The organism is Pseudomonas sp. Irchel s3a12 (genome assembly GCF_900187485.1).
GTDB classification, from domain to species: domain Bacteria; phylum Pseudomonadota; class Gammaproteobacteria; order Pseudomonadales; family Pseudomonadaceae; genus Aquipseudomonas; species Aquipseudomonas neuropathica.
In genome coordinates this window covers 248,449-274,847 of record NZ_FYDN01000002.1, presented here as the reverse complement: position 1 = coordinate 274,847, position 26,399 = coordinate 248,449, and the positions used below count along the sequence as shown (strand labels likewise).

Below are 26,399 nucleotides of genomic sequence, written 5' to 3'. Positions count from 1 at the left end.
TGGGAGAGCCAGGCCGCTGGGCCGAATAAACAACTATCCCAAGAGATGTAAAAAATGAAAAAGATCGTCGCTGTTACCGCCGCTACCGTTGTCATGGGTCTCGCTTCTTTCGCCAATGCTGCGACGCCGGCTTCCGGCAACCCTGGCACCGTACGTTTCATTGGTGAAATCGTATCCGGCGCCTGCGGTATCGACGCCAGCTCTCTGGACCAGACCGTTTCCCTGGGTCAGGTGCCATCGAACCAGTTCAAGGCGATCGGTGATCGTTCGACGCCGACCAAGTTCGACATCATCCTGACCGACTGCGACACCACCACCCAGAAGAACGCCCGCTTCACCTTCAGCGGTGTGCAGGATCCAGCGGTTCCGGGCCTGTTCGCCACTACCGGTCTGGCGCAGAACGTCGGCATCCGTCTGCAGGCCAGCGCTGGCGAAATGCTCGATAACGGCACCGAGCAGGTCGCTCCGGTTGTGCTGCAAAACGGCAACAACACCGTGACCTTCGCCGCCATGTATGAAGCCACCGCTGCGACCGTCACCACCGGTGAAGCAGACAGCGTTGCGAACTTCACCGTGGCCTACAACTGATACCTCGGTATCGCACGTTGTAAGAGAAAGGGGTGAAAACCCCTTTTTTCTTTTCCGTCAAAGTTCTGATAAAGGCTATTTCCCGTGTACGGCCGAAAACTTTTCGTGTCTTGCGTGTTGATCTCCTGTGCGCGTTATTCAAACGCTGTGGAGTTTAATTCGGAGTTCCTGAATATCGATAAAAACGACGATATCAGTCTCGGACAGTTTGCCCACGCCCAATACACTGTGCCCGGTCGTTACTTGCTGGATATCACCGTCAATCAGCGTTATTTCGGTTCACGTTCGATCGAGTTCAAGAGCGGCGCCAACCCGCAAGAAAGTTACGCCTGTCTGCCCGAAGACCTGGTGGCGACCTTTGGTCTCAAGCCTGCGTTGCTCAAAAGCCTGCCGCGTCTGGCTGAGGGGCAATGTGTGGATTTGCGTGGCATTGAAAATGCCTCGATCAAGTACATGAAAAACCTTGGACGTCTGTCGATCAGCCTGCCGCAGGCCTCGTTCGAGTATGACGATCCCAACTACATTCCGCCTGCCGCCTGGAGCGACGGGCTCAACGGCGCGTTGCTTGATTACCGAGTGATCGCCAACAGCCGCGAAACCAATACGCCGTCCGGCGATTCGCGTTCATTGCAAAGCTATGGCACGGCCGGGGTCAACCTCGATGCCTGGCGCATCCGCGCCGATTATCAGGCGCGGCAAGAGTCAGGTAGCCAGAATAATGATCCCCACGGCGAAGCGTTCCAGTTGAACCGCTTGTACGCCTATCGCGCGTTGCCATCGATACGTTCGAAGCTGTCGGTCGGTGAGGACTATCTGAACTCCGATGTGTTCGACACCTTTGCCCTGCGCGGAGCGACCCTGAGCAGCGATGACCGCATGTTGCCGCCGAACCTGCGCGGTTATGCGCCGCTGATCAGTGGCGTGGCGCGTACCAACGCGACCGTCACCGTATCCCAGCAGGGTCGTGTGTTGTACTCGACCACGGTGACACCGGGTGCGTTCAGCCTTCAGGATCTCAACAGCAGCGTGCAAGGCACACTGGATGTGACCGTGCGCGAAGAGGATGGCAGCGAACAAACGTTTACCGTAGCCACCGCCGCAGTTCCGTTTCTGTCCCGTGAAGGCGAGTTGCGTTACAAGGTTTCCGCCGGCCAGCCGCGCCTGACCGGTAACGGCGGCACAGAGCCTGAGTTTGTCGCCTCGGAAGCGGCCTATGGTCTGCCAAGGGACTGGACGATCTACGGTGGCGTGCTAGCTGCCTCGGGTTATCAGTCGAATGCCATCGGTATCGGCAAGGACCTTGGCGTATTCGGCGCAGTGTCTGGTGATGTCACCACGTCTCGGGCGAAGCTGCGCTGGAACGGCGAAACCGTGGCCGGCAACTCTTACAGAATCAACTATTCCAAGCGTTTTGACGCCATTGGCACCGACCTGCGGTTTCTGGGTTATCGCTTTTCCGACAAGACCTTCACCAACTTTTCGCAGTTTGTCGGCGATGCTGATTCCTATGCGATGAACTCGGGCAAGCAACGTTATTCGGTGACCCTGGCCAAGCATTTTTCCTGGTTATCGACGAGTTTTTCCTACGACCATTCGACTTATTGGGACGCGCCGGCAGCCGATCGTTTCGGCATGACCGTGGCGCGCAGTTTTTCCCTTGGCAACGTCAAGAACATCACCGCAAACCTGTCGGCTTACCAGACGCAAAACAGTCGGCAGAATGACTCGCAGATCTACCTCGGTGTGACGGTGCCACTGGGGGGCAATTCGATGGCCTCCAGTAACCTGCAGCGCTCGGGCTCCGGCGATTCGTCCGCCAGTGTCGGCTACAGCCATGACGACGGCGAAGGCGTGAACTATCAGGTGTATGGCGGCGTTGGCGACAACCGCTACGTCAACGCCTATGTCGGTAAACGCGCTTCGAGTTACCGCGCCAACGCGTCGGCCTCCACCGATGGCAGCACCTATCGCTCGCTGACCGGCGAACTCGACAGCTCACTGGTCGCCACCCGTTATGGGGTCTCGGCCCATGGCAATGGCACCAATGGCGATACGCGCCTGCTGGTGTCCACCGATGGCGTACCGGACGTGGCCTTCACCGGGCAGACCCGCACCAACCGGGACGGCTATGCGGTGATGGATGGCTTGCCCTCGTTTCAGGCTTACGAAGCGCGGGTCAACGTCGAAAAACTGCCGCTCAACACCGAAGTGTCCAACCCGATCCAGCGTCTGGCGCTGACCGAGGGGGCCATCGGCTACGTCAATTTCGCCACAGGGCAGGGCCGCAACGCATTTGTCGTATTGACCCGCAACGACGGTAAGCCGGTGCCTTTCGGCGCATCGGTGCAGGACAAGAACACCAACCGGGAGGTGGGCATCGTCGGCGAGGCGGGCGTCACTTATCTGTTGGGCATCAAGGTTGGGGCTGAACTGGTAGCGCGTTGGGATGACGCCGGCCAATGCAGTCTGGCCAAACTCCCTGAGGAGGACGTGGTGAGCAATATCGCCAAGCCTGCCCAGTGTCTGTAACCGCGTCTTCCAATGAACCCGGAGTCATCATGTCTCGTTTTGCCTTGTTTACTGCTCACCGTCTGTTTCTGGCCGCGGGCCTTAGTCTGCCGCTGTTGGCCAGCGCCGCTGTGGTGCCGGATCGCACCCGGCTGGTGTTCGAGGAAAGTGCACCATCGGTCAGCGTCACAGTCAGCAACAAAAACCCGCAGCTGCCATTCATTGTGCAGTCGTGGATCGAAAACGAGAGTGGCCAGAAAGTCACCTCACCGTTCATGGTCCTGCCACCGCTGCAGCGCATCGAGCCGAACGAAAGCAGTGTGCTGCGTATCGTGAAATTGCCCGAACTGGCCCTGCCGGCTGACCGCGAGTCAGTGTTCTATTTGAACATTCGCGAGATTCCGCCGAAGAGCCAGGCCGTCAACTCGATGCAGATCGCCTTGCAGTCGAAGATCAAATTGTTCTATCGCCCGGCAGCGGTGAAGCGTGAGCGTGGTGAAGACCTCGCGCTGGGCCTGAACCTGAAAATCGACCCGGCAGCGAAACAGCTGATTGTCGATAACCCGACACCGTTTCACATCACTGTGGTCGGGCTGCTGGCCGGCCCGGAAAAAACCAGAATGCCGATCGATACGGTGATGATCGCGCCACGCGGCAATGCGCGCTTTGCCCTGAGCAACACCGCGTTCAGCACCTTGCGGGTGTCGAACATGAATGACTTTGGTGGCCAGTCCGACACGCTGTTCAACTGCGTGGCGAACGTCTGCAAAGGCGTGAGACCGTGAGCCTGTTCTCTACGCTGACCCGGCTGGCCGCGGCCGCAGTGCTGCTGGGCGCGTCGCAGTTGGCTTCGGCGATGGTCTGCAAGTCGCTGGACGGCGGCAGCTACCTGAGCGAATACATTGGCCCGGTGTCGGTGCCGGACACCGTGCCGGACGGCACGATCATCTGGCGCTCGAAAACCCATGTGGTGCCGGCCGACTGCTGGAAACTCTTCGATCTGCACTTCAGGGAAGACGATCCGATCTACTTCTATGGCAACCCGGCAGGACTCAATGCCACCCCGTGGGGCATCGAATTCGGTCTGGTGTATCGCGGCGTGACAGCCTGGGACGGCGACTGGAGCTCCAACCCGACCCAGGGCGTGAACAGCGGATTCGTATCCCGTGGTTGCCCGGACGCGACCAGCGGCGCTGACATGCTCGCGTGTTCACGGGTGACGCCCAGCATTGCGTTTCAGGTGGTGATCCGCAAACGCGGATTGTTGCCCTTGCAGCGTCCCTCGCAAGACACCTACGACGTGTTCCAGTTCGACGGTCTCTATGGCTTGAATGGCGGGCCGAGCAACCCGGCGGGCAACTTCCGTTTTCAACTCTCCGGGTTGCAGAACATTGTCGGCACTGCGTGCACAGTCGACGTCACGGTGACGCCGGAGCCGGGCATTGTCGACTTTGGCGTGATCCAGAAAACCACCACCGGTTTTTCCCCACCCAATCCGACCGGCCCCTTCAACCTGGCCCTGGAGAAAAAGTGCAGCAGCGCGATCAACATCGGTGCGACGTTTGTGACCACCCACCAACAGGGCCTCTACAACATCTTGCCATCCGCCGATAGTCAGTTCGGCATTCAGGTGCGCGATGCCCACAACAATCTGGTGCAGATCAACGAGCCTTTCCCTCTGGCGAATTTTCCGGCGGACGTCAGCCATATCGATGTGCCGTTCAGCGCGTCGGTGGTGTCGCTGGGCAATCCCGAGGTCGGACCGTTCGAAGCGATCATGGTTGTGCAGATCGTTTACTACTGATGACGCATTAGCTTCTGGGAAATTTCCTACATTGACGCAGGATAAGTCCTGCGTTCAACCCTGCTGGCGCAGGCCACTATCCGGTCTCCCGGGTCAATTGAGTGATTAAAGGAAGATGACCTCCCCACGTATTCTGGTGCTGGAAAATCATGAGTTTGCCCGCAACGTGCTGGTCAGGATGTTGCAACGCCTGAGCGTGCGTGACGTGTTGCAAGCACCGGATGCCGAGCAGGCCATGGTGCAGATGCACCTGCAGGGCGGGGTCGATATCGTGATCTGCGACCTCACTGACCGGGGCCTCGATTGCCTGGAATTCCTCCGTGTTGCCAGCCACAGCGGTATGGTGCGCGCGGTGTTGCTGTGCAGTGAACTCCCCCCGGAGCTGGCGCGTACCTTGGGGCAAATGGCCTCGCTGGGCGGTCTGCAATTGCTCGGAGTGCTGAGCCGGCCGGTGCAGCTGCGTGCGTTGAACCGCCTGTTGTATCGCTATAAACACGGGCGGATCCCGCCAGTGCTGGCGCCACCGAGCAAAGAGTTGCCCCACGAAGATGAAGTGCGCCGCGGGCTGGCGCTGGGTGAGTTTCGGGCGTGGTTTCAGCCGCAGTTTCAATTACACAGCGGTGCGGTGATCGGCGTGGAAGCGCTGGTGCGTTGGCAGCATCCCGCGCGCGGGACGCTGTTGCCTTGCGACTTTCTCTCCGCCGTGCTGGCGTATGACTTGACCGACCAGATGTTCAAACAGTTGCTTGAGCAGGGCCTGAACCTGCTGGACATTTTGCGTCATCGTGGTGTGGCCTTGCAGTTGGCGTTCAATCTGCATGCCTCGCAACTGACCCATAGTGCTCTGGTGGAACACATCAAACGGGCGCTGGAGCGGCACGGGTTCAACGGATCGGTTCTGATGCTCGAACTGGCGGAGAACGGTTTGCTCGATTGCCCGCCCGGCACGCAGGAGAACTTGTTGCGTTTGCGCCTGCTCGGCTGCGGATTAGCGGTCGACGACTTCGGTGTCGGGTTTTCCTCGTTGAAGCTGATGTGCCAGTTACCGTTCACCCAGATAAAACTCGATGGCCGTTTTGTCCAGCACCTCGACCGTCAACGCAACCGGGCGATGGTCGCCAGTACGAGGGTGCTGGCTCGTTCGTTAGGAATGGATCTGGTGATCGAAGGCATCAGCAGCCCAAAGGTGCTTGAGCATGTGCGCGAGCTGGAGTGCGAAATGGGTCAGGGTTATTACCTGTCCCGTCCCATGAGCGGACATGACTTGCTGCAATGGCTGGAGAAGCCAGAGGGCGAGCGCTGATCGTTGTGCGGTGCTGTGCGGTGTTTTCCAAGAATTTTCCTACAATTCTGTGGTGCTCGTGTATGTTCTGCACGTGGAGCATCTGGACTGCTGTCCCATTGTTATTTGTGGCGTTGCCAAGTAGTTGATCAACGTCTTACAGGGGTTTTTATGTTGAAAGCGATCATCGTGGACGATCACCCGTTCATTCGCTCTGCGGTCAAGATGCTGTTGAAACAGGAACATTTCGAAGTCGTCGCGGAAGCGGACAATGGCGCCGATGCTGTGCAGCTGGCCCGCGAACATACCCCCGACCTGATCATTCTGGACATCGCCATGCCCAAGCTCGACGGCCTGGAGGTGATCTCGCGTATCCGCGCGCTGAACCTGTCTTGCAAGGTCCTGGTGCTGACGTCGCAGTCGGCACAGTTCTATTCCATGCGCTGCATGAAGGCTGGCGCAGCCGGATACATGTCGAAAACCAACGACCTCGACGAGTTGGTCAAAGCCATCAAGGTGGTGATGGACGGCTATACCTTCTTCCCCAATCTGGCCAGTAGCTCGGTGCGCCGCAGCGATGCGCAGGCCACCGATCTGGAACTGATTCAAAGTCTGTCTGATCGCGAGTTGACGATCCTGCAGCAACTGGCCAAGGGTTTGAGCAACAAGGAAATCGGCGAAGCCATGCTGTTAAGCAACAAAACTGTCAGCACTTACAAGACGCGGCTGATTGAGAAACTCAACGTCAAGTCGGTGGTGTACCTCGCCGATTTTGCCAAGCGTAACAACCTGCTCTAGATGATTATTTTCGTCAGAAATTGCCTGGCCGGTCTGGCACTGTTCGGCTCAATGTCGTTGCTGCAGGCCATGGCCGCGACGCAGCCCGATACATTGCAATTGCTCGGTCGCTCGGATGTCGACGAGTATGCCGTGCCACTCGATGAGCCGGACTGGAGCTGGTTGCGCCGTAAGGGGCGTCTGTTGCTCGGCGACAGCAGCCCTGATTACGCGCCTTTTGCGATCACCGGCAACGGCAATGATTACGAAGGCCTGACGGCCGATTACGCACAACTGATCGAACAATTGCTGCACGTCACGGTCGAGGTCCGGCGCTACGCCTCGCGCGGCGATCTGCTGACGGCGCTGAAGCACGGCCAGATCGATATGATCGGCACCGCTAACGGTTTTGAGGCGGCGGATCCCGAACTGGCAATCTCTTCGCCTTACGCTGACGATAACCCGACCCTGGTGACGCGCATCGATGAGAGTCAAAACCTGCCGGAAGACCTGGCGGGCAAACGGGTGGCGATGCTCTATCACTACCTGCCACCGGAAACGGTCAAGGCGTTTTACCCAAAAGCCGACGTGCAACTGTATCCCTCGACACTGACGGCGATCGGTGCCGTGGCGTTCGGTCAGGCTGACGTCTATCTGGGCGACCTGCTCAGCTCCAATTACCTGGTCAAGAAGAACTACCTCAACAACGTTCAGCTCAGCGATTTTTCGCGCATGGAAACCCAGCCCTTCAGTTTTGCCGTGACCCGGGAAAACACCCGGTTGTTGCACATTCTCGATGCGGCGTTGAAGGTTATTCCTGCGGAAGAGCGTATGAGCATCCGGCGCCGCTGGAGTGTCGGCGGGGTGGCCATTCCCGGCCAGCATCGGCTGCATTTCAGCGTGAACGAACAGCGTTGGCTGGATCACCATCCGCGTATCAAAGTCGCGATCAACGAAAACTTTCTGCCGTTGACCTTTGTCGATCAGGCCGGAAACTTTCGCGGCATCAGCGCTGACGTGCTGGCCAAGATCAGCCTGCGCACGGGTCTGCAATTCGATATGCAGCGCGTAGATTCGGTGGGCGACCTGATCGGCGAGGTGACCAGCGGCAAGGCCGACATGCTCGCCGCTTTCACCCCGAGTACTGAGCGCGAAGGCGAACTGCGCTTTACCCGGCCGTACCTGATCAATCCGTTCGTGTTGGTCATGCGCCGTGGCGACGAGCCGCAGACGCTCGATCAACTGGCCGGCAAACGTCTGGCGCTGATTCGCGGCAATGTCTTGCGTGAATACCTCGTCGAGCAATACCCCAATGTGCAGTTGGTGCCGGCGGACAATGCTGCCGAAGCCATGGAGATGGTCGCGCTGGGAGAGGTCGACGGCGCGATCAACTCACTGGTCAGTGCCCGCTACACGATCTCGCGTCAGTACCGCGACAAATTGCAGGTCACCAGTACCGTCGGCACCCAGCCTGCACGCATCGCACTGGCCACCAGTCGCGGTGCGCTGGAGCTGTACTCGATTCTCGACAAGGCCCTGTTGAGCATCAGCCCGGAGGAAATGGATGAGCTGACCAACCGCTGGCGCAGCGAAGTGGTGGTGAATGACAGTTATTGGCTGCGCAATCGCGGCATGATCATCCAGGGCTTCGTGATCGCCGGCGTGTTGCTGTTGGTGGCGCTGGGCTGGATCGCTTATCTGCGTCTGTTGATGCGCAAGCGCCGTCAGGCGGAAATCGCGCTGAACGATCAGATGGAGTTCATGCGCGTGCTGATCGACGGCACGCCGCATCCGATCTACGTGCGCGATCGCGAAGGTCGCCTGGTGATCTGCAACAGTGGTTATCTGCAAGTGTTTGGCACCGAGCGCGAAGCGGTCATCGGCAAGTTGGTCACGGACGGCGTGCTCAGCGATATGCAGCAAGCACAGACGTTTCAGGATGATTATCTACGGGTGATGGAGGACGGCTTGCCGAGCATCCAGGACCGCAGCCTGAATCTGGCGGACGGCCGCGCGCTGACCATCTATCATTGGATGCTGCCATACCGTGGCAGCGATGGTGCCGTCACCGGCATGATCGCTGGCTGGATCGATGTCAGCGAGCGTCAGCATCTGTTGCAGGAACTGCAAATCGCCAAAGATGTTGCCGATGACGCCAACCGCGCCAAAACCACGTTCCTGGCAACCATGAGCCATGAAATTCGGACGCCGATGAACGCCATCATCGGCATGCTCGAACTGGCGCTGAAAAAGGCCGATCAAGGTGTGCTGGATCGCTTTGCCGTTGAAGTGGCCTCGGGCGCAGCGCGGGGCTTGCTGGACCTGATTGGCGACATTCTCGATATTGCACGGATCGAGTCCGGGCGCCTGTCGCTGGCGCCGGAACGCGCCAATCTGCGTGAACTGATTGAATCGGTTGCGCGCATTTTTGAAGGCCTGGCGCGCCAGAAACAGTTGCGTCTGCAACTGGATCTGGACGCCCTGAGCAACGTCGACGTGTTGATCGATCCGCTGCGTTTCAAGCAAGTGTTGTCGAACCTGTTGAGCAATGCGATCAAGTTCACCGATGTGGGCAAGGTGGTATTGAGCGTGCAGGTCGAGACCGGCAGTGATGATCGACTGCGCCTTTGCTTGCGCGTGACCGACAGTGGGCGCGGCATCTCGCTTGTGGATCAGGCGCAATTGTTCACGCCGTTTTCCCAGGCTGCCAACCATGGTCAGTCGGCCCAGGGCGGCTCCGGGCTGGGGCTGATGATCAGTCGCACCTTGTGCGAAATGATGGGCGGCAGCCTCACGCTGACCAGCGAGTTGGGGCAGGGCACGCAGATCGAGGTGCGGTTGAATCTACCGACACTCGATCCTCTGGACGCCGCGCCGGTCGAGGAAAACGTGGCACTGCAGGCCAGTCACTGTCTGAATATTCTGGTGATTGACGATTACCCGGCCAACCGTCTGCTGCTGTCGCAGCAGTTGAGTTATCTGGGCCACCGGGTGACGGATGCCGAGGACGGCGCCCATGGTCTGCGTGCCTGGCGCAATCAGACGTTCGACGTGGTCATCACCGACTGCAACATGCCGATCATGAATGGTTACGAACTGGCCCGGGCGATCCGCGATGAAGAGGCGACGCGAGGATTGGCGCGCAGCCTGGTGTTGGGGTTTACCGCCAATGCGCTGGCCGAGGAGAAGGATCGTTGCGCAGAGGCCGGCATGGACGATTGCCTGTTCAAACCGATCAGCCTCAGGGATCTGAATCTGCGTCTGGCCGCAGTCGTTCCACGGCCTCGTTCACCGACTGAAGACGAGCCCGGCGATGTCGGCATCGGTGACATCGATCTGGGCAGCCTCGAACAATTGACCCGTGGCGACCGCGCGTCGATCAACAGTCTGTTGAGCGATCTGGCCACGAGCAATGCGCAGGACATGGCCAAACTGATGCGCCTGTTTACCCAGCACGACATGCCCGGGCTCGCTAATCTGGCCCACCGGGTCAAGGGCGGCGCACGCATTATCAAGGCGCACTCACTGATCCAGGCTTGTGAAGCGCTGGAAGTTGCCAGCGAAGGTCTCGACACGCAGGTTCTGACCGAAGCGGTGGATGCCTTGCAGCAATCGATGGAGCGTTTGGCGGCACAACTGGATGAGCGTCTGGCGTAGCAATCTATTTCCATTTTCCCTGTCGTTCTTGCGAATTTTCCTACATTCGTCACTGGCTCTCTGTCGCTAACGTGCGGTGGTCTCGGCATACAGCCGAGCTCACTTCACTGGTTAACATTTGGAGCTGTTGATGACCCTTCCACGTATGTCTTCCCGTGCACGATTGGCCGTCTGTGGACTGGCCGTCGCTGCGGCGTTGAGTGCCTGCGCCAGCGCGCCGCTTCCAGAGCAACAGATCAGCTTGTCCAAGGACGCGGTCAACCGTGCGGTGTCGGCCGAAGCAACCCAATACGCACCGTTGGAAATGAAGGCAGCGCAAGACAAGATGTTCCAGATGGAACGCGCCCTCGGTGAGAAAAATTACCCGCAAGCCAAGTTGTTGGCCGAACAGATCGAAGCCGATGCCAACCTCGCCGAACGTAAATCGCGCGCTGTGAAATGGCAGAAACAATTGGCTGACGCGCGCAATGGCATTGAGGTGCTCAAGCAGGAAATGCTGCAAGACCCGGTCACCGGTTTCAATCCGCCAGCCAGCGCTCAATAAGGACTTGTTCATGTCGAATTTCAAACTGTTGCCCATCGCTTCGCTGATCGCTCTGACACTGGCCGGTTGCGCCACGCCGCCTGAAAACCCGCAACTGCTGCAAGCCCGCGAACAGTTCGCGGCGCTGCAAAACAAGCCGGAAGCCAACACCCTCGCAGCTATTGAAACCAAGTCTGCCTTTACGGCGTTGAACGCGGCCGACCAGGCGTCGCAGAAGGACCGCCAGGCACCGCAAGTCGATCAATTGGCCTATCTGGCCAGCCAGAAAATCGCCCTGGCCGAGCAGACCATTGCCGGCCGCCAAGCCGAGGCGGGTCTGAAGAAAATCGACGCCGAGCGTACCCAGGTGCAACTCGACGTGCGCACTCAGCAGCTCAAGGCGCTGCAAGCGATGAAAGCGCAGAAAACCCAGCGCGGGGAAGTCGTGACCTTCGGCGATGTGCTGTTCGACACCGGCAAGGCCGATCTCAAGTACGGCAGCCAGCGCAACTTCGAACAACTGGCGCAGTATCTGGCGGCCAACCCTGAACGCAAGGTGCGCATCGAAGGGTTTACCGACGATGTCGGCGGTGACGATTTCAATCAGCGTCTGTCGGAGCGGCGCGCAGACGCCGTGGCTTTCGCGCTCAAGCAAATGGGCATCGGCGCTGATCGGCTGATCACCAAAGGCTACGGCAAGCAATTTCCGATTGCCGATAACGGCAATGCTCGCTCCCGTCAGCTCAACCGTCGGGTGGAGGTCATCATCTCTTACGGTTCAAGCGTGGTCGGTGCACGCGGCTGATGAGCGATCAAGCGAGCCTGCAACGGGCTCGCTTTCTTGCATCTGAGCATGGGTCAAGACCGATCAATGTTCTTGGGAAATTTCCTACAAAGACAAGGAAAAATCCTACTCAGAAAGTCCCTTCGATTCTCTAAATTGCCGGTTCCCCGAGTGCGAACCGGTTCCCTCAAAGGTTCTGACTCAACTCTATTTACGCCGTTGCCCAAGAGGGCGCACGTGAGGTTCTGTTGATGAAAACCCGTTCCCCGTTGTTCCAGCGCAACCCTGTCGCCGTGGCCGTCGCCATTGCGTTTTTGCTGCCACTGCACGCCAGTGCCTATACCTCTTCAGTCAATGGCGGGGCAGTGATTTATGACGAAAGCGTTACCACCGGCGTGCAATCGATCGGAACCAACGGCACGGCCCATCGCACCACGGTCAGCGGTAGTGGGACGCAGAGCGTATTTCAGAACGGTGTGACCTACGACACCGTAGTAGACAGTGCGACACAAAACGTTCTCAGTGGCGTCAGCCATGGCACGGTGGTCAATAACGGCGGCTCACAGATGGTGGGCACCAGCGGTATTGCCAATGACACCGTGCTCAATGCCAGTCAGCAGACCGTCACTCGTTCCACGGCCAACCGCACGCTGATCAATGCGGGCAGCGTACAGACGCTGGATATCATGGCGATTGCCAACGATAGCCAGGTCGGTGCTGGCGGTACGCAAAACCTGATCAACATGGCGGTGGCTAACGGCAGCGTGATTAACGCAGGCGGTGAGCAAACCCTGCGCCGTGGCCTGGTCGGCGGGGCGGTGGCCAATGACACGCGCGTGCAGGGTGGTACCCAAAGCGTGTACGCCACTGGCACGGCCAATAACAGTACGGTCAGCAACGGTGGTCAGGTCAATCTCTACACGGGTGCCCAAGCCAATGGCCTTGTGGCAGACGCAGGTGGCACGGTGAATGTCATGGAGAACGGCGTGAACACGGTGGACTCGCTGACCCTCAATGGCGGGCGTCTGGCATTCGCGCCGGGCAGCGACGGTACGTTCAAGACGCTTACGGTCAATGCTCTTTCCGGTAGCGGCAGCATTTTGATGAATACCGATATCGCCAATCAGCGTGATGATTTGCTGATCGTGCAAGGCGCCGGCATGGCCAGTGGTGATCACACGTTGATCGTCGGCGATAGCGGTAATGAACCGACGACCTCCGATGGCCGCTTGCTGTTGGTCGATACGAACGGCGGCAGCGCGAAATTCGCCCTGTATGGCGGCCACGTCGATGCGGGTGCATTCCGCTATACCTTGCGCCAACAGGGTGATGACTGGGTACTGGCGAGCGGGGGAGCGATTCCGGTTGATCCGGTAACGCCGGTGGATCCAGAGACGCCAGTAGACCCCGGCAATCCTGTGGAGCCAGTGACGCCAGTTGATCCGGTCAATCCAGTGGATCCGGTGGGCCCTGTGACGCCACCGCCGCGCCCGATCGACCCGGCGCCGGAAAACCTGTCCAAAGGGGCCAACGCCGCCATCGCCGCGCACACCGCCGGCGCCAGCCTGTGGAACGCGCAGATGAACGCTCTGGTCAAGCGCCTCGGCGAGTTGCGCATGGGCGAGGATGACGGGGGGCTCTGGACCCGCGCCATCGGCAAGCGTTTCGATGTGAGCGAGCATTCCAGCCGCGCCTATTCCCAGGACGTCAGCGGTCTGGAAATCGGTGCCGACAAGGCTTTCGCAGTGGACAGCGGCAAGATTTATGTCGGTGGCATGGTCGGTACTGCGCGTTCCGATCTGGATTTCGGTGAAGGGGCGTCGGGCGATATCGACAGCCGCATGTTCGGCATTTACGCCACTTACCTCAATGACAATGGCGTCTACGTTGACAGCGTCCTGAAGTACAGCCGTTTCGATACGGACATCAAAACGCCGAACAATCTGGGGCAAGCGGTAAAAGGTTCCTACAGCACTAATGGTGTCGGTGCTGATATCGAGGTTGGCAAGCGCATCAATCTGAAGGATGGCTGGTTCGTCGAGCCGCAACTGGAAATCACTGCGACCCGCACCCAAGGGGCCAGTTACACCGCCAGCAACGGCCTGCGCGTCAAGTCCGATGATCTGGATTCACTGCAAAGCCGTGTCGGTTCGCTGTTCGGTCGCAGCCTGGAGCTGAGCAATGGCATGAAGGCCCAACCGTATGTCAAAGCGTCGTACATCACCGAGCATGCCGGCAGCAGCAAGGTCAGCGTCAATGGCAACAAACTCGATGCCGAGCTGCCGGGCAACCGCGTCGAACTCGGCTTCGGCGGCGTATTGCAGGTCAGTGAGAAAAGCAAGATCTCGCTGGATGCCGAGTACGCCAAGGGCAATGGCATCGAACAGCCATTCGGAGTGAGCCTGGGGTATCGCTACCTTTGGTGAGGCGGGTTGCCACGTCGGATCCTTCCGACGTGGCGTTGTTCTTCAAAGGGTGTCGGAGATTTCTTGGTGTTTTTTCAGACTCGTCCTACATGCTTTGACGACTGTTTTGCCTAGTGTGTCGCCTCTTACGCCGCGAGCGGCGACCTTTTCTACCTCTGTCGAAACCAATGTCCTACAAAAGCTGGCGAATTCTGATTGCCGACGAGGAGCCTGCGTTGCACGCCCGAATCGGCAAGACCTTTAAAGAACTGGGCTGTCGCGAACTGACGCGGGTGCACTCGTTTCGTGAGTTGTTGGGCGTGACCCATTACTCCAGCGAGCCCTTCCAGCACTTTGACCTGATGATCATCAACGCGGGGTTGATCGCCGCCACTGGCGTGGATTGGGTGCGGTTCTTTGCAAGCAATGCACAGATTCGCCACGGCGTGATTCATGACACCGTTCGCGGCCAGCCGCAGGCTCAGACGATTTATGCCAACCACCGACGACAGTTGATGCTGATCCGTACCCCGGACCGGCAAACCCTTGGCCCTTTGCTGGAGCACCTCGATGTTCATGAACAATCCCACAACCGTTGAGATCTCTGCTGGCGAGTCGAATACGCGATTGGCCACGACACACCATGCTCCCGGCATCGACGACTCAATCGCCGTGCCTGCTCTGCCGCTGCGTGTGTTGGTGTTGGAAGACCATGCGTTCCAGCGCTCGGTGGCGGTCAACATGCTGCGTACGCTGGGTTGTCGCGAAATCTTCGAGGCCAGTGACGGAGCTCAGGCGCTGGCGCTCTTGCAGGAAGTCGGTACCGTCGATGTCGCCCTGTGCGATTTGCAGATGGAGGGGATGGACGGGCTGGAGTTTCTGCAGCGGGTGGGGGCCTCGGGGCAGGTCAAGTCGGTGATCATCAGTAGTTCGCTGTCGGCAGACCTACGTCGTGCGGTGCATCAGATGGTGGCGTTGCTTGGCCTGGAACTGCTGGGCGATGTAGGCAAGCCTTTGCATGTGCAAGTGCTGGCGAATCTGCTGAGCAAATCCCTCGACAGGCCTGCTCTGGCGCAACCCACGGCCGCTGCCGTGACGCTGGCCAGTGAGGCATCGGTTCGTCAGGCGTTGGCGCAGCAGCAATTGCAGGCCTGGTATCAGCCCAAATTCAACCTGCAGACCGGTGAGGTCTGTGGTGTAGAGGTGCTATGCCGCTGGCTCCATCCGACCCACGGCATCCTTTCGCCCGCTTTGTTCATGCCTGTACTGGAGCGTTGCGGGTTGCTCGACGAGCTACTGTTTGCGCAGATCGAGCAGGCACTGGGCGTGCAACGAAGTGCCCGTGCACAGGGAGTTTTCCTGAATGTTGCGTTCAATCTGCACGCTGTGCAGTTGGCCAATGCGCAGCTCACGACCACGTTGAAGAACCTTCTGGCGCACCACGGCGCTTGCGGTGCAGGCCTGACTTTCGAACTGACCGAAAGCGGTCTGCTAGAAGCGCCGGCCACCAGCCTGGAAAGCCTCGTCCGCCTGCGAATGATGGGCTGTCGTCTATCGATCGATGACTTCGGCGCCGGCTTCTCATCTTTGCAGCGCTTGTGTCAGTTGCCGTTCAACGAGATCAAGCTCGACGCCGAATTCATCCGCAATCTTGAGCACGAACCGCGATGCCGGGCGGCGATCAGCAGCACACTGGCGTTGGGTGAAACCCTCGGCATGAGCGTGGTGATCGAAGGGATCGAGACCGATGCACAGCGCCGTGAACTGTTGGCATTGGGGTGTTCCCAAGGGCAGGGCTATTGGTATGCGCGGCCGATGTCCGGGGCTGATCTGTTGCTTTGGTTGCAGCAGCACAGTGATCGGCGTGACTTGGATGAGTGAACCTTCTTTTAGGAAAAGTCCTACAGATCCTGTCGTGTGGCTTGCGTAGTCTTGCCGCACCCAAAAACCGTGACACCGGGAGATTGAGCATGATCAATAAAGCCCTGCGCATCCTGATAGCAGATTCGCAGCATTTCCACCGGATGAAAATCGAGCGTCTGTTCAACAGCCTCGATTACTACCGCGTGGCCCCGGTGCAAAGCCTCACTGAGCTGTTGACGCTGGTGGACTACGGTTGTGAGCCGTTCGATGTGGTGGTCATCAATGCCGAACTGGCGGCGCGTTCGCTGGATCTGCTGGGGTTTTTCCTTGATAACCCGCAGATTCGTCAGGCGTTGATCTATAACGAAGGCACGGCGCCGTTGCAACAGACCTCGGGGTTCGCTCAGGAGAATGTGCAGATCAGTCATTTGACGTTGCCTTCAAAACAGTCGATCAGTCAGTTGATGGCGCTGGTCGATGTGCCCGCAAAACCAGGTAAACCGGCCGCTCACAAGCCACACCCGCTGATGCAGTACGTTGCGCATGCATAAAAAGTCCCCGGCCGCAACTGTCAGACCTGACAGGTGCTTTGCTCCCCGTTCCATGCAACAGTCCCTGTGCAGCCACTGAGTCTGGATCAGCCCCCATCGGTGGCCTGACCGTCAGTCTTTGCACCGGGAGTGGCCATGAAGTTAGCGCTGATCGTCGACGATCATCCGGTGGTGCGTGCCGCCATCCGGATCGTGTTGCAAGCCGAAGGATTCAAGCAGATCTACGAGGCGTCCCAAGGCAACGAGGTGATCTCGCTTATTCGTGAACACAAGCCTCAATTGGTGATCCTCGACCTGAATCTGCCAGTGCTCGGCGGGCTGGAGGTGCTGGCCCGGATCAAGGCCAATGATCTTCATTGTCGAGTGCTGGTGTTCAGTACACACGAGCCGATGTTCTATCAGGAACGCTGTGTGCGCGCCGGGGCCATGGCCTACGTGACCAAAACCAATCAGTTGGAGCAGTTGCGCAATGCCATCCGGGCGGTGGTGTCGGGGCATACCTTTTTCTCTGCGCTCCCGGACCATTTCAGTACGCTGAATGCCGTGCAGATCACGGAAAAACAGATGATCGAGCAGCTCTCCGACCGTGAGTTGAGCATTTTCGCGCAACTGGGGCGGGGCAAGTCCAACAAGGCGATTGCTGAGGACATGCACCTGAGTCACAAAACCGTCAGCACCTATAAGACCCGTCTGATGAAAAAACTCGGGGTGAACTCAGCGGTACACTTGCGCGATTTCGCCAAGCGCAATCATGTGATCTGAGCGGACAGACATGAGGCAGGGGCGCCGGATTGTCTGGCTGTGGCTGTGGCTGTGGCTGACGCTGATGGCCACCTGTTGGGCAAGCGACACGCCGCAGGTGCTGCAAGTGCTGACCCGTACCGGACTGGAAAATGTCCAGCTGCGCCTGGATGAACAGGACCGGCAATGGCTGCGTCAGCATCCGGTGTTGCGCATGGGCATTTCCGGGCCGGATTACCCGCCGTTCGAGATCACCCGTAATCAACAGGAACTCGAAGGGCTGACCGCCGATTACGCCGACCTGCTGGGGCAGTTGCTCGGCGTGCGCATCGAAGTCCGCCGTTTCGCCAACCGCGATGCCGTGATGGCGGCACTCAAACGCGGCGATCTCGATCTGCTGGGGACCTCCAACAGTTTTGAAGCCGCCGACCCGGCCTTCATCCTGTCCCGTGCCTACGCCGAAGATCAGCCGATGCTGGTGACTCGACTCGATGAACAATTGCCCACCGATCTGGCCGGCAAGCGCCTGGCCATGGTCGAGGACTATCTGCCTCTGGCCAGCGTGCAGGCGTTTTATCCCCGGGCAAGTGTGCAGCGTTACCCGTCGGCGATGGATGCGCTCGGTGCGGTGGCCTTCGGCGCGGACGATGTTTATCTGGGCGACTTCATCAGTGCCAACTACCTGATCAACACCAATTATCGTAACGACCTGCAATTGGCCGGTCCGGCCGGGCTGGACGCCAATTCGTTCGGCTTCGCGCTGTTGCGCAGCGATGGGCGCCTCAAACGCATCGTCGACAAGGCATTGACGGCCATCCCCATGGAGCGGCGCCAGCGCATCGAGCTACGCTGGAGCGTCGGCCTCGCCGATATGGCTGAACAGTCGCGGGTGCAGCTCAGTGCGAATGAGCAGGAATGGCTGGACCAGCATCCAGTTGTCCGAGTTGGAGCCATCGAAGATTTCGCGCCGCTGACATTTTTTGATGCCGATGGCCGTTTCAGCGGACTGTCGGCGCAACTGCTGAGTCTGATCAGCCAGCGCAGCGGGTTGAACTTCGAGATCGTGCGCGGGACGTCGCTGGATCGGCAGATCGAACAGCTCAAGGCCGGTGAACTGGATGTATTGCCGGTGGTGACACCGAGCAGCGAGCGCGAAGCCGAACTGCAATTTACCCGTGCCTACCTGAATAATCCGTTTGTGCTGGTCAGCGCAATCACCGCGCAGGGACCGCTCAACCTCGATGATCTGGCCGATAAACGGCTGGCGATTTATCGCGGCCATCCGTTACGTGCTTACCTGTTAAGCCGCGTGCCGCGCATCCGTCTGGTCGAAGTCAAAAGCCCCGCTGAAGGCGTGGCGTTGATTGCCAAGGGTCAGGTCGATGCCACGGTGAGTTCATTGCTGGTGGCGCGCTTTCTGATCGCACGTCACTACCGTGAGCGTCTGCGCATTACCGGCACCATCGGCGATCAACCGGCGCGCATTGCGTTGGCGACGGCACCGCAGATGACGGCATTGCATTCGATCCTGAACAAGGCGTTGTTGAGCATCGCCCCGCCACAGATGGACGAACTGGTAGAGCGCTGGAGCCACGATGTGGTGGTGGAAGACAGTTATTGGTTACGCCATCGTCGCGAGATTCTCCTCGGTTTTGCCGGTGCGGCGGTGTTGCTGGCGCTTGCGCTGGCCTGGATCGTTTTTCAACGCCAACAGATTCGCCGGCGCCAGCAATGGTTGCAGCAATTGCAGGAAGCCAAGGACGTGGCAGATGATGCCAATCGCGCCAAGACCACGTTTCTGGCGACCATGAGCCATGAAATTCGCACGCCGATGAACGCCTTGATCGGCATGCTCGAACTGGCCTTGAAGCGCGCCGAGGAAGGCGTGACCGATCGCTTGGCGATTCAGGTGGCATCCAACGCCGGGCAACAGTTGCTGGCGTTGATCGGCGACATCCTCGACATCGCGCGGATCGAGACCGGGCATTTGTCCCTCGTGCCTGAGCGTGCCAACCTGCGTGAGCAGGTGGTGTCGGTGTGTCGAGTGTTTGAAGGGCTGGCGCGGCAGAAGCGCTTGTTGTGGCACATCGAACTTGATGCCCGCAGCAACATTGACGTGCTGATTGATCCGACGCGCTTCAAACAAGTGCTGTCGAATCTGTTGAGCAACGCGATCAAGTTCACCGAGGAGGGCGAGGTCAGTCTACGGCTGACGGTGACCACCGCGACGGCGGAACGCCTGAGTGTGAAAGTGCTTATTGAAGACAGCGGGGTGGGGATTAACGCCGACGACCGACGACGGCTGTTCAACCCTTTCGTGCAGGCGAGCCATGACTCGCAATCAGCCCGCAGTGGTTCCGGGCTGGGGCTGGTCATCAGTCGCAACCTCTGTGAAATGATGGGCGGTACGCTGCGGCTTGACAGTGCACCGGGTGAAGGCACACGCGTCGAAGTCAGTCTTGAACTGCCGTTGTTGGCTGCTCTGGCTCGCGCGCCAAGTGCTCCGCAAGCAGCGCTTGCGGTAACGGCTTCACTGAGTGTTCTGGTGGTGGACGATCATCCGGTGAACCGATTGCTGTTGTGCTGGCAGTTGAGTGAACTCGGCCATCGCACCGTCGACACCGAGAACGGTGATGAAGGCCTGAAGCAGTGGCGGGCGCAGGCGTTCGATGTGGTGATCACCGATTGCAACATGCCGCGGCGCAACGGTTACCAACTGGCGCGGGCCATCCGCGATGCCGAGTCGCATGCCGGCCGCAAGCCTTGTCTGATCCTCGGCTTTACCGCCAATGCGCAAGCTGAGGAAAGGACGCGCTGCCTGAATGCCGGCATGGACGAATGCCTGTTCAAACCGATCCGCTTGCACGACCTGGCGCAGGCGTTGACGGCTGCCAGTCATTGCGAGAAGACGGTGGACCCCGGCGAGGTGGCCGCGCTGACGGAAATCGACCTGAGCACGCTGGAGCAAATGGCTGGGGATGATCGTGCCTTGATCGAACAGTTGCGCAAGGAAGTGTTGAACAGCGTGCGCCTCGATCTGCAACGTCTGGAGCTTTTGCAGCAGGAGCAGGATCGCGCAGGGTTGCGCGAGCTGGCGCATCACATCAAGGGTGGGGCGCAGATGGTCGGCGCGGCGCGGGTGGTGGCGGCATGTGTAGCGCTCGAGCAGGCGTGTCGCGAGACGCACGCGGCGCCGCTGGACGTGGCGAGCGAGACGTTGCGCAAGGCCATGGCCGGACTCGCGCAACGCTTGCAAATCTGACGGGCGCCGGCTCAGTCCCAGTGCGGCGCGATGCCTTTCGGGCTGGTCAGGCGATGGTCGCGATCAAGCGTGGCAATCAGCGCCATATCGGCGTCGCTCAGTGTCAGCGCTGTAGCGGTAAGGTTGCTTTGCAGGTTGGCGCGCTTGGTCGACGACGGAATCACCGCGTAGCCAGACTGCATGGCCCAGGCCAGGGTGATTTGCGCCGGGGTGGCTTGCAGGCGCTGGGCGATCTGCTGGATCAGCGGATCTTGCAGCACTTCGCCGTAGGCGAGGGTCATGTACGAGGTGATGTGGATGCCTTGGCTCTGGGCGAACTCGACCACTTTGCGGTTTTGCAGGTACGGGTGCAGTTCAATCTGATTAGTAGCGATGTTGTCGGCACCGACCGCCGCGATCGCCTGTTGCATCAGCTCGATGGTGAAGTTGGAAACACCGATCTGTCGGGTCAGGCCCAGACGCTTGGCTTCGAGCAGGGCGCCCATAAACTCTTCGACCGGCACTTGGTTTTCCGGCGACGGCCAGTGAATCAGCGTCAGGTCGAGGTAGTCGGTCTGCAGTTTTTGCAGGCTTTCCTTGAGGCTGTCGATCAAGCGATCCTGGGCGAAGTTGGCGACCCAGATCTTGCTGGTGATGAACAGCTCTTCGCGCGGTATGCCGCTGGCTGCGATGGCCTCGCCGACGTCGGCTTCGTTTTCGTAGATTTGCGCGGTGTCGATGGCCCGGTAGCCGAGTTCGAGAGCGGTGCTCACCGAATCAATGACGACCTGGCCTTGCAGGCGAAATGTACCCAGACCAAAAGCGGGAACAGACATGAAAAACTCCAGGGTTGCAGTGGGAATGGGCAGGAGTATCGGCGTCTGCATCGTTGAGAAAAACCGCTGGCGGGGCAAAGCACTGTTGATCAGAAGTCATGAATCATTTTCAGGATTTGTGTTGTCCGGGCTGGCCTCTTCGCGAGCAGGCTCGCTTCCACAGGAGATCTGTGGTGTTCACAAAATCCTTGTGGGAGCGAGCCTGCTCGCGAAGGGCGCACCACCGATTCAGGCAATGTCACTGTGGGCAAATTCCTCGCCGAGAAAATCAATCAACGTGCGCACCGACGGCAATAACCCGCGCCGCGAAGGGAAAATCGCATGCACTACGCCGCACTTCGGCGCCCAACCGGGAATCAACTCCACCACACGACCGGCCGCAATGTCCTCACGCACCACCACACTCGGCAAATGCGCCACGCCAACGCCGGCAATCACCGCCTGACGCAGGGCAATCAAATCATCGGTGACCATGCGTGGCGTATGGCGAATCAGTGCCGTGTTGTCATTCGGCCCGAGCAGCTCCCATTGATATTCGCGCTGCGCCGCGCCCCAGTGCAGGCTCGGCAAGCCGTTGAGGTCGGCAGGTGAGGGCGGTGACGACAGGCGTTCGACAAACTGCGGGCTGCCGACCACCGATTGCGTGCTGTTGCCCAGCACCTTCATGACCATGTCGGTGTTCTCCAGCGGCGGAAAACGCACGCGCAAGGCAATGTCGAAGCCTTCGTGCAGCAGATCGACGCGGCGGTTGGTGCTCTCGATAAACAATTCCACTAGCGGGTATTTGAGCATGTAACGGGTGAGCATCGGCCCGACCCACGAGTTGAGCAGCGCTGTCGGGCAACTCAGGCGCACCAGTCCCTGCGGTTCGGAGCGGTTGCGTTCGATCAGCTCGGCGGCGCTTTCGGCTTCGACGCGCATGGCCAGGCAGCGCTGGTAATAGGCCTGACCGATTTCGGTCAACGAACAATGGCGGCTGGTGCGGTGAAGCAAGCGCACGCCAAGGCGTTCTTCCAGTTCGGAAATCCGTCGGCTGAGCTTCGATTTGGGCATGTCCAGTGCGCGCCCGGCGGCGGCGAAACCATGATGTTCGACCACTTGGGTAAAGTAGTAAAGGGTGTTGAGGTCTTCCACCATCGTTCTCCATATAGAACGCTAAGGCTGATTTTTGCAGTCTAGTGCATTAATGGTCATGGATTTAAGCTTGATCCATCGCGTCACTCACCCAAATTGGAGACAACCATGAAAAACATCATCGGTATCTACACCAGCCCGCGCGGCCATTGGGTCGGCGATGGTTTCCCGGTTCGCACGCTGTTTTCCTACGACAACCTGGGCAAACACATCAGCCCGTTCCTGCTGCTCGATCACGCCGGTCCAGCCGATTTCACCCCGACCATCGAACGGCGTGGCGTTGGTCAGCATCCGCACCGTGGTTTCGAAACCGTGACTATTGTTTATGAAGGCGAGGTTCAGCACCGCGATTCGACCGGTAGTGGCGGTGTGATCGGCCCGGGCGATGTGCAATGGATGACTGCGGCTTCCGGGATCCTCCACGAGGAATTCCATTCGGAAAACTTCGCCAAAACCGGCGGCAAACTGGAAATGGTCCAGTTGTGGGTCAACCTGCCGGCCAAAGACAAAATGGCCGCGCCGGGCTACCAGACCATTCTCGACAGCGACATCCCGAGCATTGCGCTCAAGGACAACGCCGGTCGCCTGCGCCTGATCGCCGGTGAGTTCGATGGCCACACCGGCCCGTCGCGGACTTTCACACCGATTGATGTGTGGGATCTGCGCCTGAACGCCGGCAAGTTGCTGACGCTGGATTTGCACGAAGGCCGCAACACCGCGCTGGTGGTGCTCAAAGGTTCGGTGCAGGTCAACGGTGTGGAATCGGTGCGTGAAGGGCAGTTGGCGCTGTTCGAGCGTGACGGCCATCAACTGACACTCGAAGCCAGCCAGGACGCGGTGGTGTTGCTGCTCAGCGGCGAGCCGATCGACGAACCGATCGTCGGCCACGGCCCGTTCGTGATGAACACCGAGCAGGAAATCCACCAGGCCTTCGCCGACTTCCAGTCCGGCCGCTTCGGTCAGATGCACGCTTAACGCACCACCACTGCGCTCTACACAGGACGCGTAGGCCGGTTCGCAGGCCAGGGATGGCTGTTGCCAATAGAAAAGAGGAAACGCCCATGAACACGCCCGTCCGGGCCAGATCAACGCCTGGGACAACGAAGATTTCGTCAAGGCGATCAAGGCCACTGGCAAGAAGCAATTGATCATTGCCGGTGTGGTGACTGAGGTTTGCGTGGCGTTCCCGGCGCTGTCGGCGCTGGAAGAGGGCTTCGATGTGTTCGTGGTGACGGACGCCTCCGGCACATTCAACGAACTGACCCGTGAATCGGCGTGGAACCGCATGTCCAGCGCTGGCGCGCAATTGATGACCTGGTTCGGTCTGGCCTGCGAGCTGCACCGCGACTGGCGCAACGACATCGAAGGGCTGGGCACGTTGTTCTCCAATCACATCCCGGATTACCGCAACCTGATGACCAGCTACAGCACCGACTAACGGTACATAACTCAAGTCCTATGCAATAAATGTAGGAGTGAGCCTGCTCGCGATGGCGGAGTGTCAGTCGAACTCTCTTTGACTGATACCCTGCCATCGCGAGCAGGCTCACTCCTACATGGGTTTTGTGGTGTTTTTGCGGGCGGGTTCATCCTCTGAAATCAATTGCTCCTACACTTGCTCAATCTGTGCGATCTTCTCGCGATTGGCCCCCGTCGGAGTTGTTTGATGCTGTCTCTGCTCACCGAACATCCGTTGTTCTGCGCGTTGATCCTGATCCTCCTCGATCTGGGTTTATGGCGTCTGATCAGTTCCCATGGCAGCGAGTGGAAACTGCTGGTGCGGGTGCTGATTTTCAGCCTGTTCAGCGTGCTGCTGTTCAACGAAGGCCTCAATCCCATGGAGCCGGCGCCGTGGGCCGACAACGTGCCGCTGCACCTAGCGGCGACTGGCCTGCAGATTGGCTGGTGGCTGTTCGGTGCGCGCACCCTGACGGTGTTGATCGGCGCGGTGATGATGCAGCGGGTCGGCCACACCGGGCGGTTGTTGCAGGACTTGCTCGGCGCGGTGATTTTCCTCATCGCGATCATCGCGGCGCTGGCCTATGTGCTGGATCTGCCGGTCAAAGGCGTACTGGCGACCTCCGGGGCGTTGGCGATCATTGTCGGTCTGGCCTTGCAGAGCACGCTCAGCGATGTGTTTTCCGGGATCGTCCTCAACACCACCAAGCCTTATCAACTCGATGACTGGATTTCCATCGACGGCACCGAAGGCCGGGTTACCGATATCGACTGGCGCGCCACGCGCCTGCAAACCAGTCAGGGCAGCATGGCGGTGATCCCCAACTCGCTGGCGGCCAAGGCCAAGATCATCAATTTCAGCCGGCCGAGCAATATGTTTGGTGTCGCGGTCAGCGTGCAGGTAAGCCCGCATGCGCGGCCCAATTCGGTGATCGATGCGCTGGAGCGGGCGATGCAGGGCTGTCGCCAGTTGCTCGACATACCTGCGCCGAGCGTCGCACTGAAAAGCTCCGGCAGCAGTGGCGCGGAATACGAGATCAGCGGTTTCGTCGCCTCAATGGGCGAGAAACGGGTGGTGCGCAATCAGTTGTTCGATCTGGCCTATCGGCACTTGCAGGCCTCCGGGGTCAATCTGCTGTCGAGCGATGAAAGTGCTGCGCCGACCAACCTGTCGCGGCCCCGGGCGTTGCTCGACAGCTCGCCGATTTTCTCAACCCTGCGCCAGGAAGAGAAGGACACCTTCAGCCAGAACATGAGCCTGCAAACCTTCCGCGCCGGCGAAGTCATTCTGGCGGGCGGGGAGGTCAGCGATCACTTGTTCATTATCGAGTCCGGTGTGGTGTCGGTGACGTTGAAGCGCCACGGTACACCGTTCGAGTCCGGGCGCATGGGGCCGGGCGAGGTGATTGGCGAGGCAGGAATCTTGTCCGATACCGCGTTGCCGGCGGACTTTTCGGCGAAGACCTTTTGCGCGTTGTATCGCATCGAGAAGTCGTACCTTAAACCGTGCCTCGATGCGCGTCATGACATCCACGACGCGATGCAGACGCTGCTCGATTTCCGCCTGCACAAGGCGCAATCCCTGACCGAGGAAGCGCCGGCGGTTGTACCCAAAAGAGGCTTTTTGCAGTGGCTGCGTAATCGCGCCTGAAGGGTCAGGTAGCGAGTTTCTGTTCCAGGTGCAGACGCACCTGTGGCCATTCGTCATCGATGATGCTGAAGCGCACCGAGTTGCGCTTGCGCCCGTCCGGCATGATCCGCTCGTGGCGGACAATACCTTCCTGCTGCGCGCCAAGCCGCAGGATCGCGTTGCGCGACTTCTGGTTGTTCTCGTCGGTGGTGAACTGCACGCGCACGCAGTCGAGCACTTCGAAGGCGTGACGCAGCATCAGGTATTTGGCTTCGGTGTTGACGAAGGATTTCTGCCAGCTCGCGGAGATCCAGCTGCTGCCGATTTCCAGTTTGCGATTGAGCGGGTCGATCTTCCAGAAGCGCGTCGAGCCGATGACTTGGCCGCTATCTTTCAACACGATCACGAACGGCATCACCGTGCCGGCGTCACGGCCATCGAGTGCCTTTTTCAGATAACTGTCGACAGTGCTGGGCGAAGGCACCACGGTGACGGTGAGGTTCCACAACTCGCCGTCAGCGGCAGCGTGGAGCAGGGCGTCGGCATCTGAATACTGGAGCGGGCGCAAGAGGATGCGCTGACCTTGCAGCGTGGTTTGCATGGGATTCCGGTCTCGG

General features: G+C 59.3%; 20 protein-coding genes and 1 pseudogene. 18 read left to right on the top strand and 3 right to left on the bottom strand.

The features are described from left to right. Nucleotides 1-54 precede the first annotated feature (54 nt). From CKW14_RS04840 to CKW14_RS04770, 15 genes are all read left to right on the top strand, one after another. Entirely contained in the window at nucleotides 55-588 is a 534-nt protein-coding gene (locus CKW14_RS04840; protein WP_095047684.1) for a fimbrial protein, read from the top strand. A gap of 147 nt (nucleotides 589-735) precedes the next feature. After that, entirely contained in the window at nucleotides 736-3,117 is a 2,382-nt protein-coding gene (locus tag CKW14_RS04835) for a fimbria/pilus outer membrane usher protein (RefSeq protein WP_245398032.1), read from the top strand. A 29-nt stretch (nucleotides 3,118-3,146) separates the two neighbouring features. Continuing rightward, on the top strand, nucleotides 3,147-3,881 hold the full coding sequence (locus CKW14_RS04830; protein ID WP_095047683.1) for a molecular chaperone: 735 nt from the start codon (nucleotides 3,147-3,149) through the stop codon (nucleotides 3,879-3,881). Further along, nucleotides 3,878-4,900: a fimbrial protein gene (locus CKW14_RS04825; RefSeq protein ID WP_245398033.1), complete on the top strand. Its 1,023-nt coding sequence runs from the start codon at nucleotides 3,878-3,880 to the stop codon at nucleotides 4,898-4,900. The genes CKW14_RS04830 and CKW14_RS04825 overlap by 4 nt, the downstream gene beginning before the upstream one ends. Nucleotides 4,901-5,015: 115 nt before the next feature. Further along, nucleotides 5,016-6,203 carry an EAL domain-containing protein gene (locus CKW14_RS04820; RefSeq protein WP_095124840.1) on the top strand — a complete coding sequence of 396 codons (1,188 nt, stop codon included), beginning with the start codon at nucleotides 5,016-5,018 and terminating at the stop codon, nucleotides 6,201-6,203. Nucleotides 6,204-6,353: 150 nt separating this feature from the next. After that, nucleotides 6,354-6,980 (top strand): response regulator transcription factor, encoded by a 627-nt coding sequence (locus tag CKW14_RS04815; protein WP_093431991.1) that lies wholly within the window; start codon nucleotides 6,354-6,356, stop codon nucleotides 6,978-6,980. Beyond that, nucleotides 6,981-10,616, top strand: coding sequence for a transporter substrate-binding domain-containing protein (locus tag CKW14_RS04810; RefSeq protein ID WP_256587180.1), 3,636 nt, complete (start codon nucleotides 6,981-6,983; stop codon nucleotides 10,614-10,616). It abuts the gene before it with no gap. 130 nt (nucleotides 10,617-10,746) lie between these two features. After that, nucleotides 10,747-11,160 (top strand): DUF4398 domain-containing protein, encoded by a 414-nt coding sequence (locus tag CKW14_RS04805; RefSeq protein ID WP_245398035.1) that lies wholly within the window; start codon nucleotides 10,747-10,749, stop codon nucleotides 11,158-11,160. Between the two features lie 10 nt (nucleotides 11,161-11,170). Further along, entirely contained in the window at nucleotides 11,171-11,944 is a 774-nt protein-coding gene (locus CKW14_RS04800; RefSeq protein WP_095124838.1) for an OmpA family protein, read from the top strand. Between the two features lie 230 nt (nucleotides 11,945-12,174). Further along, complete coding sequence (locus tag CKW14_RS04795) at nucleotides 12,175-14,349, top strand: autotransporter outer membrane beta-barrel domain-containing protein (protein WP_095124836.1); 2,175 nt, start codon at nucleotides 12,175-12,177, stop codon at nucleotides 14,347-14,349. 167 nt (nucleotides 14,350-14,516) lie between these two features. After that, nucleotides 14,517-14,927 (top strand): hypothetical protein, encoded by a 411-nt coding sequence (locus CKW14_RS04790; RefSeq protein ID WP_095047679.1) that lies wholly within the window; start codon nucleotides 14,517-14,519, stop codon nucleotides 14,925-14,927. A gap of 73 nt (nucleotides 14,928-15,000) precedes the next feature. After that, nucleotides 15,001-16,209: an EAL domain-containing protein gene (locus CKW14_RS04785; protein WP_176471256.1), complete on the top strand. Its 1,209-nt coding sequence runs from the start codon at nucleotides 15,001-15,003 to the stop codon at nucleotides 16,207-16,209. An 89-nt stretch (nucleotides 16,210-16,298) separates the two neighbouring features. Next, nucleotides 16,299-16,742 (top strand): chemotaxis protein CheY, encoded by a 444-nt coding sequence (locus tag CKW14_RS04780; protein ID WP_095047678.1) that lies wholly within the window; start codon nucleotides 16,299-16,301, stop codon nucleotides 16,740-16,742. Between the two features lie 135 nt (nucleotides 16,743-16,877). Further along, entirely contained in the window at nucleotides 16,878-17,504 is a 627-nt protein-coding gene (locus CKW14_RS04775; RefSeq protein WP_095047677.1) for a response regulator transcription factor, read from the top strand. Nucleotides 17,505-17,514: 10 nt separating this feature from the next. Next, a complete protein-coding gene (locus tag CKW14_RS04770; RefSeq protein ID WP_095124834.1) occupies nucleotides 17,515-20,745 on the top strand; it encodes a transporter substrate-binding domain-containing protein in 3,231 nt (1,076 codons plus the stop codon). A gap of 11 nt (nucleotides 20,746-20,756) precedes the next feature. On the opposite strand, the gene dkgB is transcribed toward CKW14_RS04770, so the two are convergent. Together dkgB and CKW14_RS04760 are read right to left on the bottom strand one after the other, a co-directional pair. Further along, complete coding sequence (gene dkgB / locus CKW14_RS04765; protein ID WP_095047675.1) at nucleotides 20,757-21,560, bottom strand: 2,5-didehydrogluconate reductase DkgB; 804 nt, start codon at nucleotides 21,558-21,560, stop codon at nucleotides 20,757-20,759. Nucleotides 21,561-21,788: 228 nt separating this feature from the next. Further along, on the bottom strand, nucleotides 21,789-22,697 hold the full coding sequence (locus CKW14_RS04760; protein WP_095047674.1) for a LysR substrate-binding domain-containing protein: 909 nt from the start codon (nucleotides 22,695-22,697) through the stop codon (nucleotides 21,789-21,791). Nucleotides 22,698-22,802: 105 nt separating this feature from the next. Here CKW14_RS04760 and CKW14_RS04755 point away from each other — a divergent pair, with 105 nt between their 5' ends. The 3 genes and pseudogenes from CKW14_RS04755 (at nucleotide 22,803) to CKW14_RS04745 (ending at nucleotide 25,803) form a co-directional block, all read left to right on the top strand. Then, the gene (locus CKW14_RS04755; RefSeq protein WP_095047673.1) at nucleotides 22,803-23,669 is read left to right on the top strand and encodes a pirin family protein; all 867 of its coding nucleotides are present in this window, start codon (nucleotides 22,803-22,805) and stop codon (nucleotides 23,667-23,669) included. A 94-nt stretch (nucleotides 23,670-23,763) separates the two neighbouring features. After that, nucleotides 23,764-24,132: pseudogene (locus CKW14_RS04750) on the top strand (isochorismatase family protein); the annotation flags it as partial. A 228-nt stretch (nucleotides 24,133-24,360) separates the two neighbouring features. Continuing rightward, nucleotides 24,361-25,803 (top strand): mechanosensitive ion channel family protein, encoded by a 1,443-nt coding sequence (locus tag CKW14_RS04745; RefSeq protein WP_095047672.1) that lies wholly within the window; start codon nucleotides 24,361-24,363, stop codon nucleotides 25,801-25,803. A 4-nt stretch (nucleotides 25,804-25,807) separates the two neighbouring features. Here CKW14_RS04745 and CKW14_RS04740 read toward each other — a convergent pair whose 3' ends face one another. Next, nucleotides 25,808-26,383, bottom strand: coding sequence for a GNAT family N-acetyltransferase (locus tag CKW14_RS04740; RefSeq protein WP_095047671.1), 576 nt, complete (start codon nucleotides 26,381-26,383; stop codon nucleotides 25,808-25,810). Nucleotides 26,384-26,399: the final 16 nt, after the last annotated feature.

Excerpts from the sequence above, each read along its gene's own strand:
- CKW14_RS04745 (WP_095047672.1), top strand. The coding sequence starts at position 24,361 with ATGCTGTCTCTGCTCACCGAACATCCGTTGTTCTGCGCGTTGATCCTG.
- CKW14_RS04800 (WP_095124838.1), top strand. The coding sequence starts at position 11,171 with ATGTCGAATTTCAAACTGTTGCCCATCGCTTCGCTGATCGCTCTGACA.
- CKW14_RS04740 (WP_095047671.1), bottom strand. The coding sequence starts at position 26,383 with ATGCAAACCACGCTGCAAGGTCAGCGCATCCTCTTGCGCCCGCTCCAG.
- CKW14_RS04820 (WP_095124840.1), top strand. The coding sequence starts at position 5,016 with ATGACCTCCCCACGTATTCTGGTGCTGGAAAATCATGAGTTTGCCCGC.
- CKW14_RS04795 (WP_095124836.1), top strand. The coding sequence starts at position 12,175 with ATGAAAACCCGTTCCCCGTTGTTCCAGCGCAACCCTGTCGCCGTGGCC.
- CKW14_RS04790 (WP_095047679.1), top strand. The coding sequence starts at position 14,517 with ATGTCCTACAAAAGCTGGCGAATTCTGATTGCCGACGAGGAGCCTGCG.
- CKW14_RS04805 (WP_245398035.1), top strand. The coding sequence starts at position 10,747 with ATGACCCTTCCACGTATGTCTTCCCGTGCACGATTGGCCGTCTGTGGA.
- CKW14_RS04760 (WP_095047674.1), bottom strand. The coding sequence starts at position 22,697 with ATGGTGGAAGACCTCAACACCCTTTACTACTTTACCCAAGTGGTCGAA.
- CKW14_RS04755 (WP_095047673.1), top strand. The coding sequence starts at position 22,803 with ATGAAAAACATCATCGGTATCTACACCAGCCCGCGCGGCCATTGGGTC.
- CKW14_RS04775 (WP_095047677.1), top strand. The coding sequence starts at position 16,878 with ATGAAGTTAGCGCTGATCGTCGACGATCATCCGGTGGTGCGTGCCGCC.
- CKW14_RS04840 (WP_095047684.1), top strand. The coding sequence starts at position 55 with ATGAAAAAGATCGTCGCTGTTACCGCCGCTACCGTTGTCATGGGTCTC.
- CKW14_RS04815 (WP_093431991.1), top strand. The coding sequence starts at position 6,354 with ATGTTGAAAGCGATCATCGTGGACGATCACCCGTTCATTCGCTCTGCG.
- CKW14_RS04810 (WP_256587180.1), top strand. The coding sequence starts at position 6,981 with ATGATTATTTTCGTCAGAAATTGCCTGGCCGGTCTGGCACTGTTCGGC.
- CKW14_RS04830 (WP_095047683.1), top strand. The coding sequence starts at position 3,147 with ATGTCTCGTTTTGCCTTGTTTACTGCTCACCGTCTGTTTCTGGCCGCG.
- CKW14_RS04770 (WP_095124834.1), top strand. The coding sequence starts at position 17,515 with ATGAGGCAGGGGCGCCGGATTGTCTGGCTGTGGCTGTGGCTGTGGCTG.
- dkgB (WP_095047675.1), bottom strand. The coding sequence starts at position 21,560 with ATGTCTGTTCCCGCTTTTGGTCTGGGTACATTTCGCCTGCAAGGCCAG.
- CKW14_RS04780 (WP_095047678.1), top strand. The coding sequence starts at position 16,299 with ATGATCAATAAAGCCCTGCGCATCCTGATAGCAGATTCGCAGCATTTC.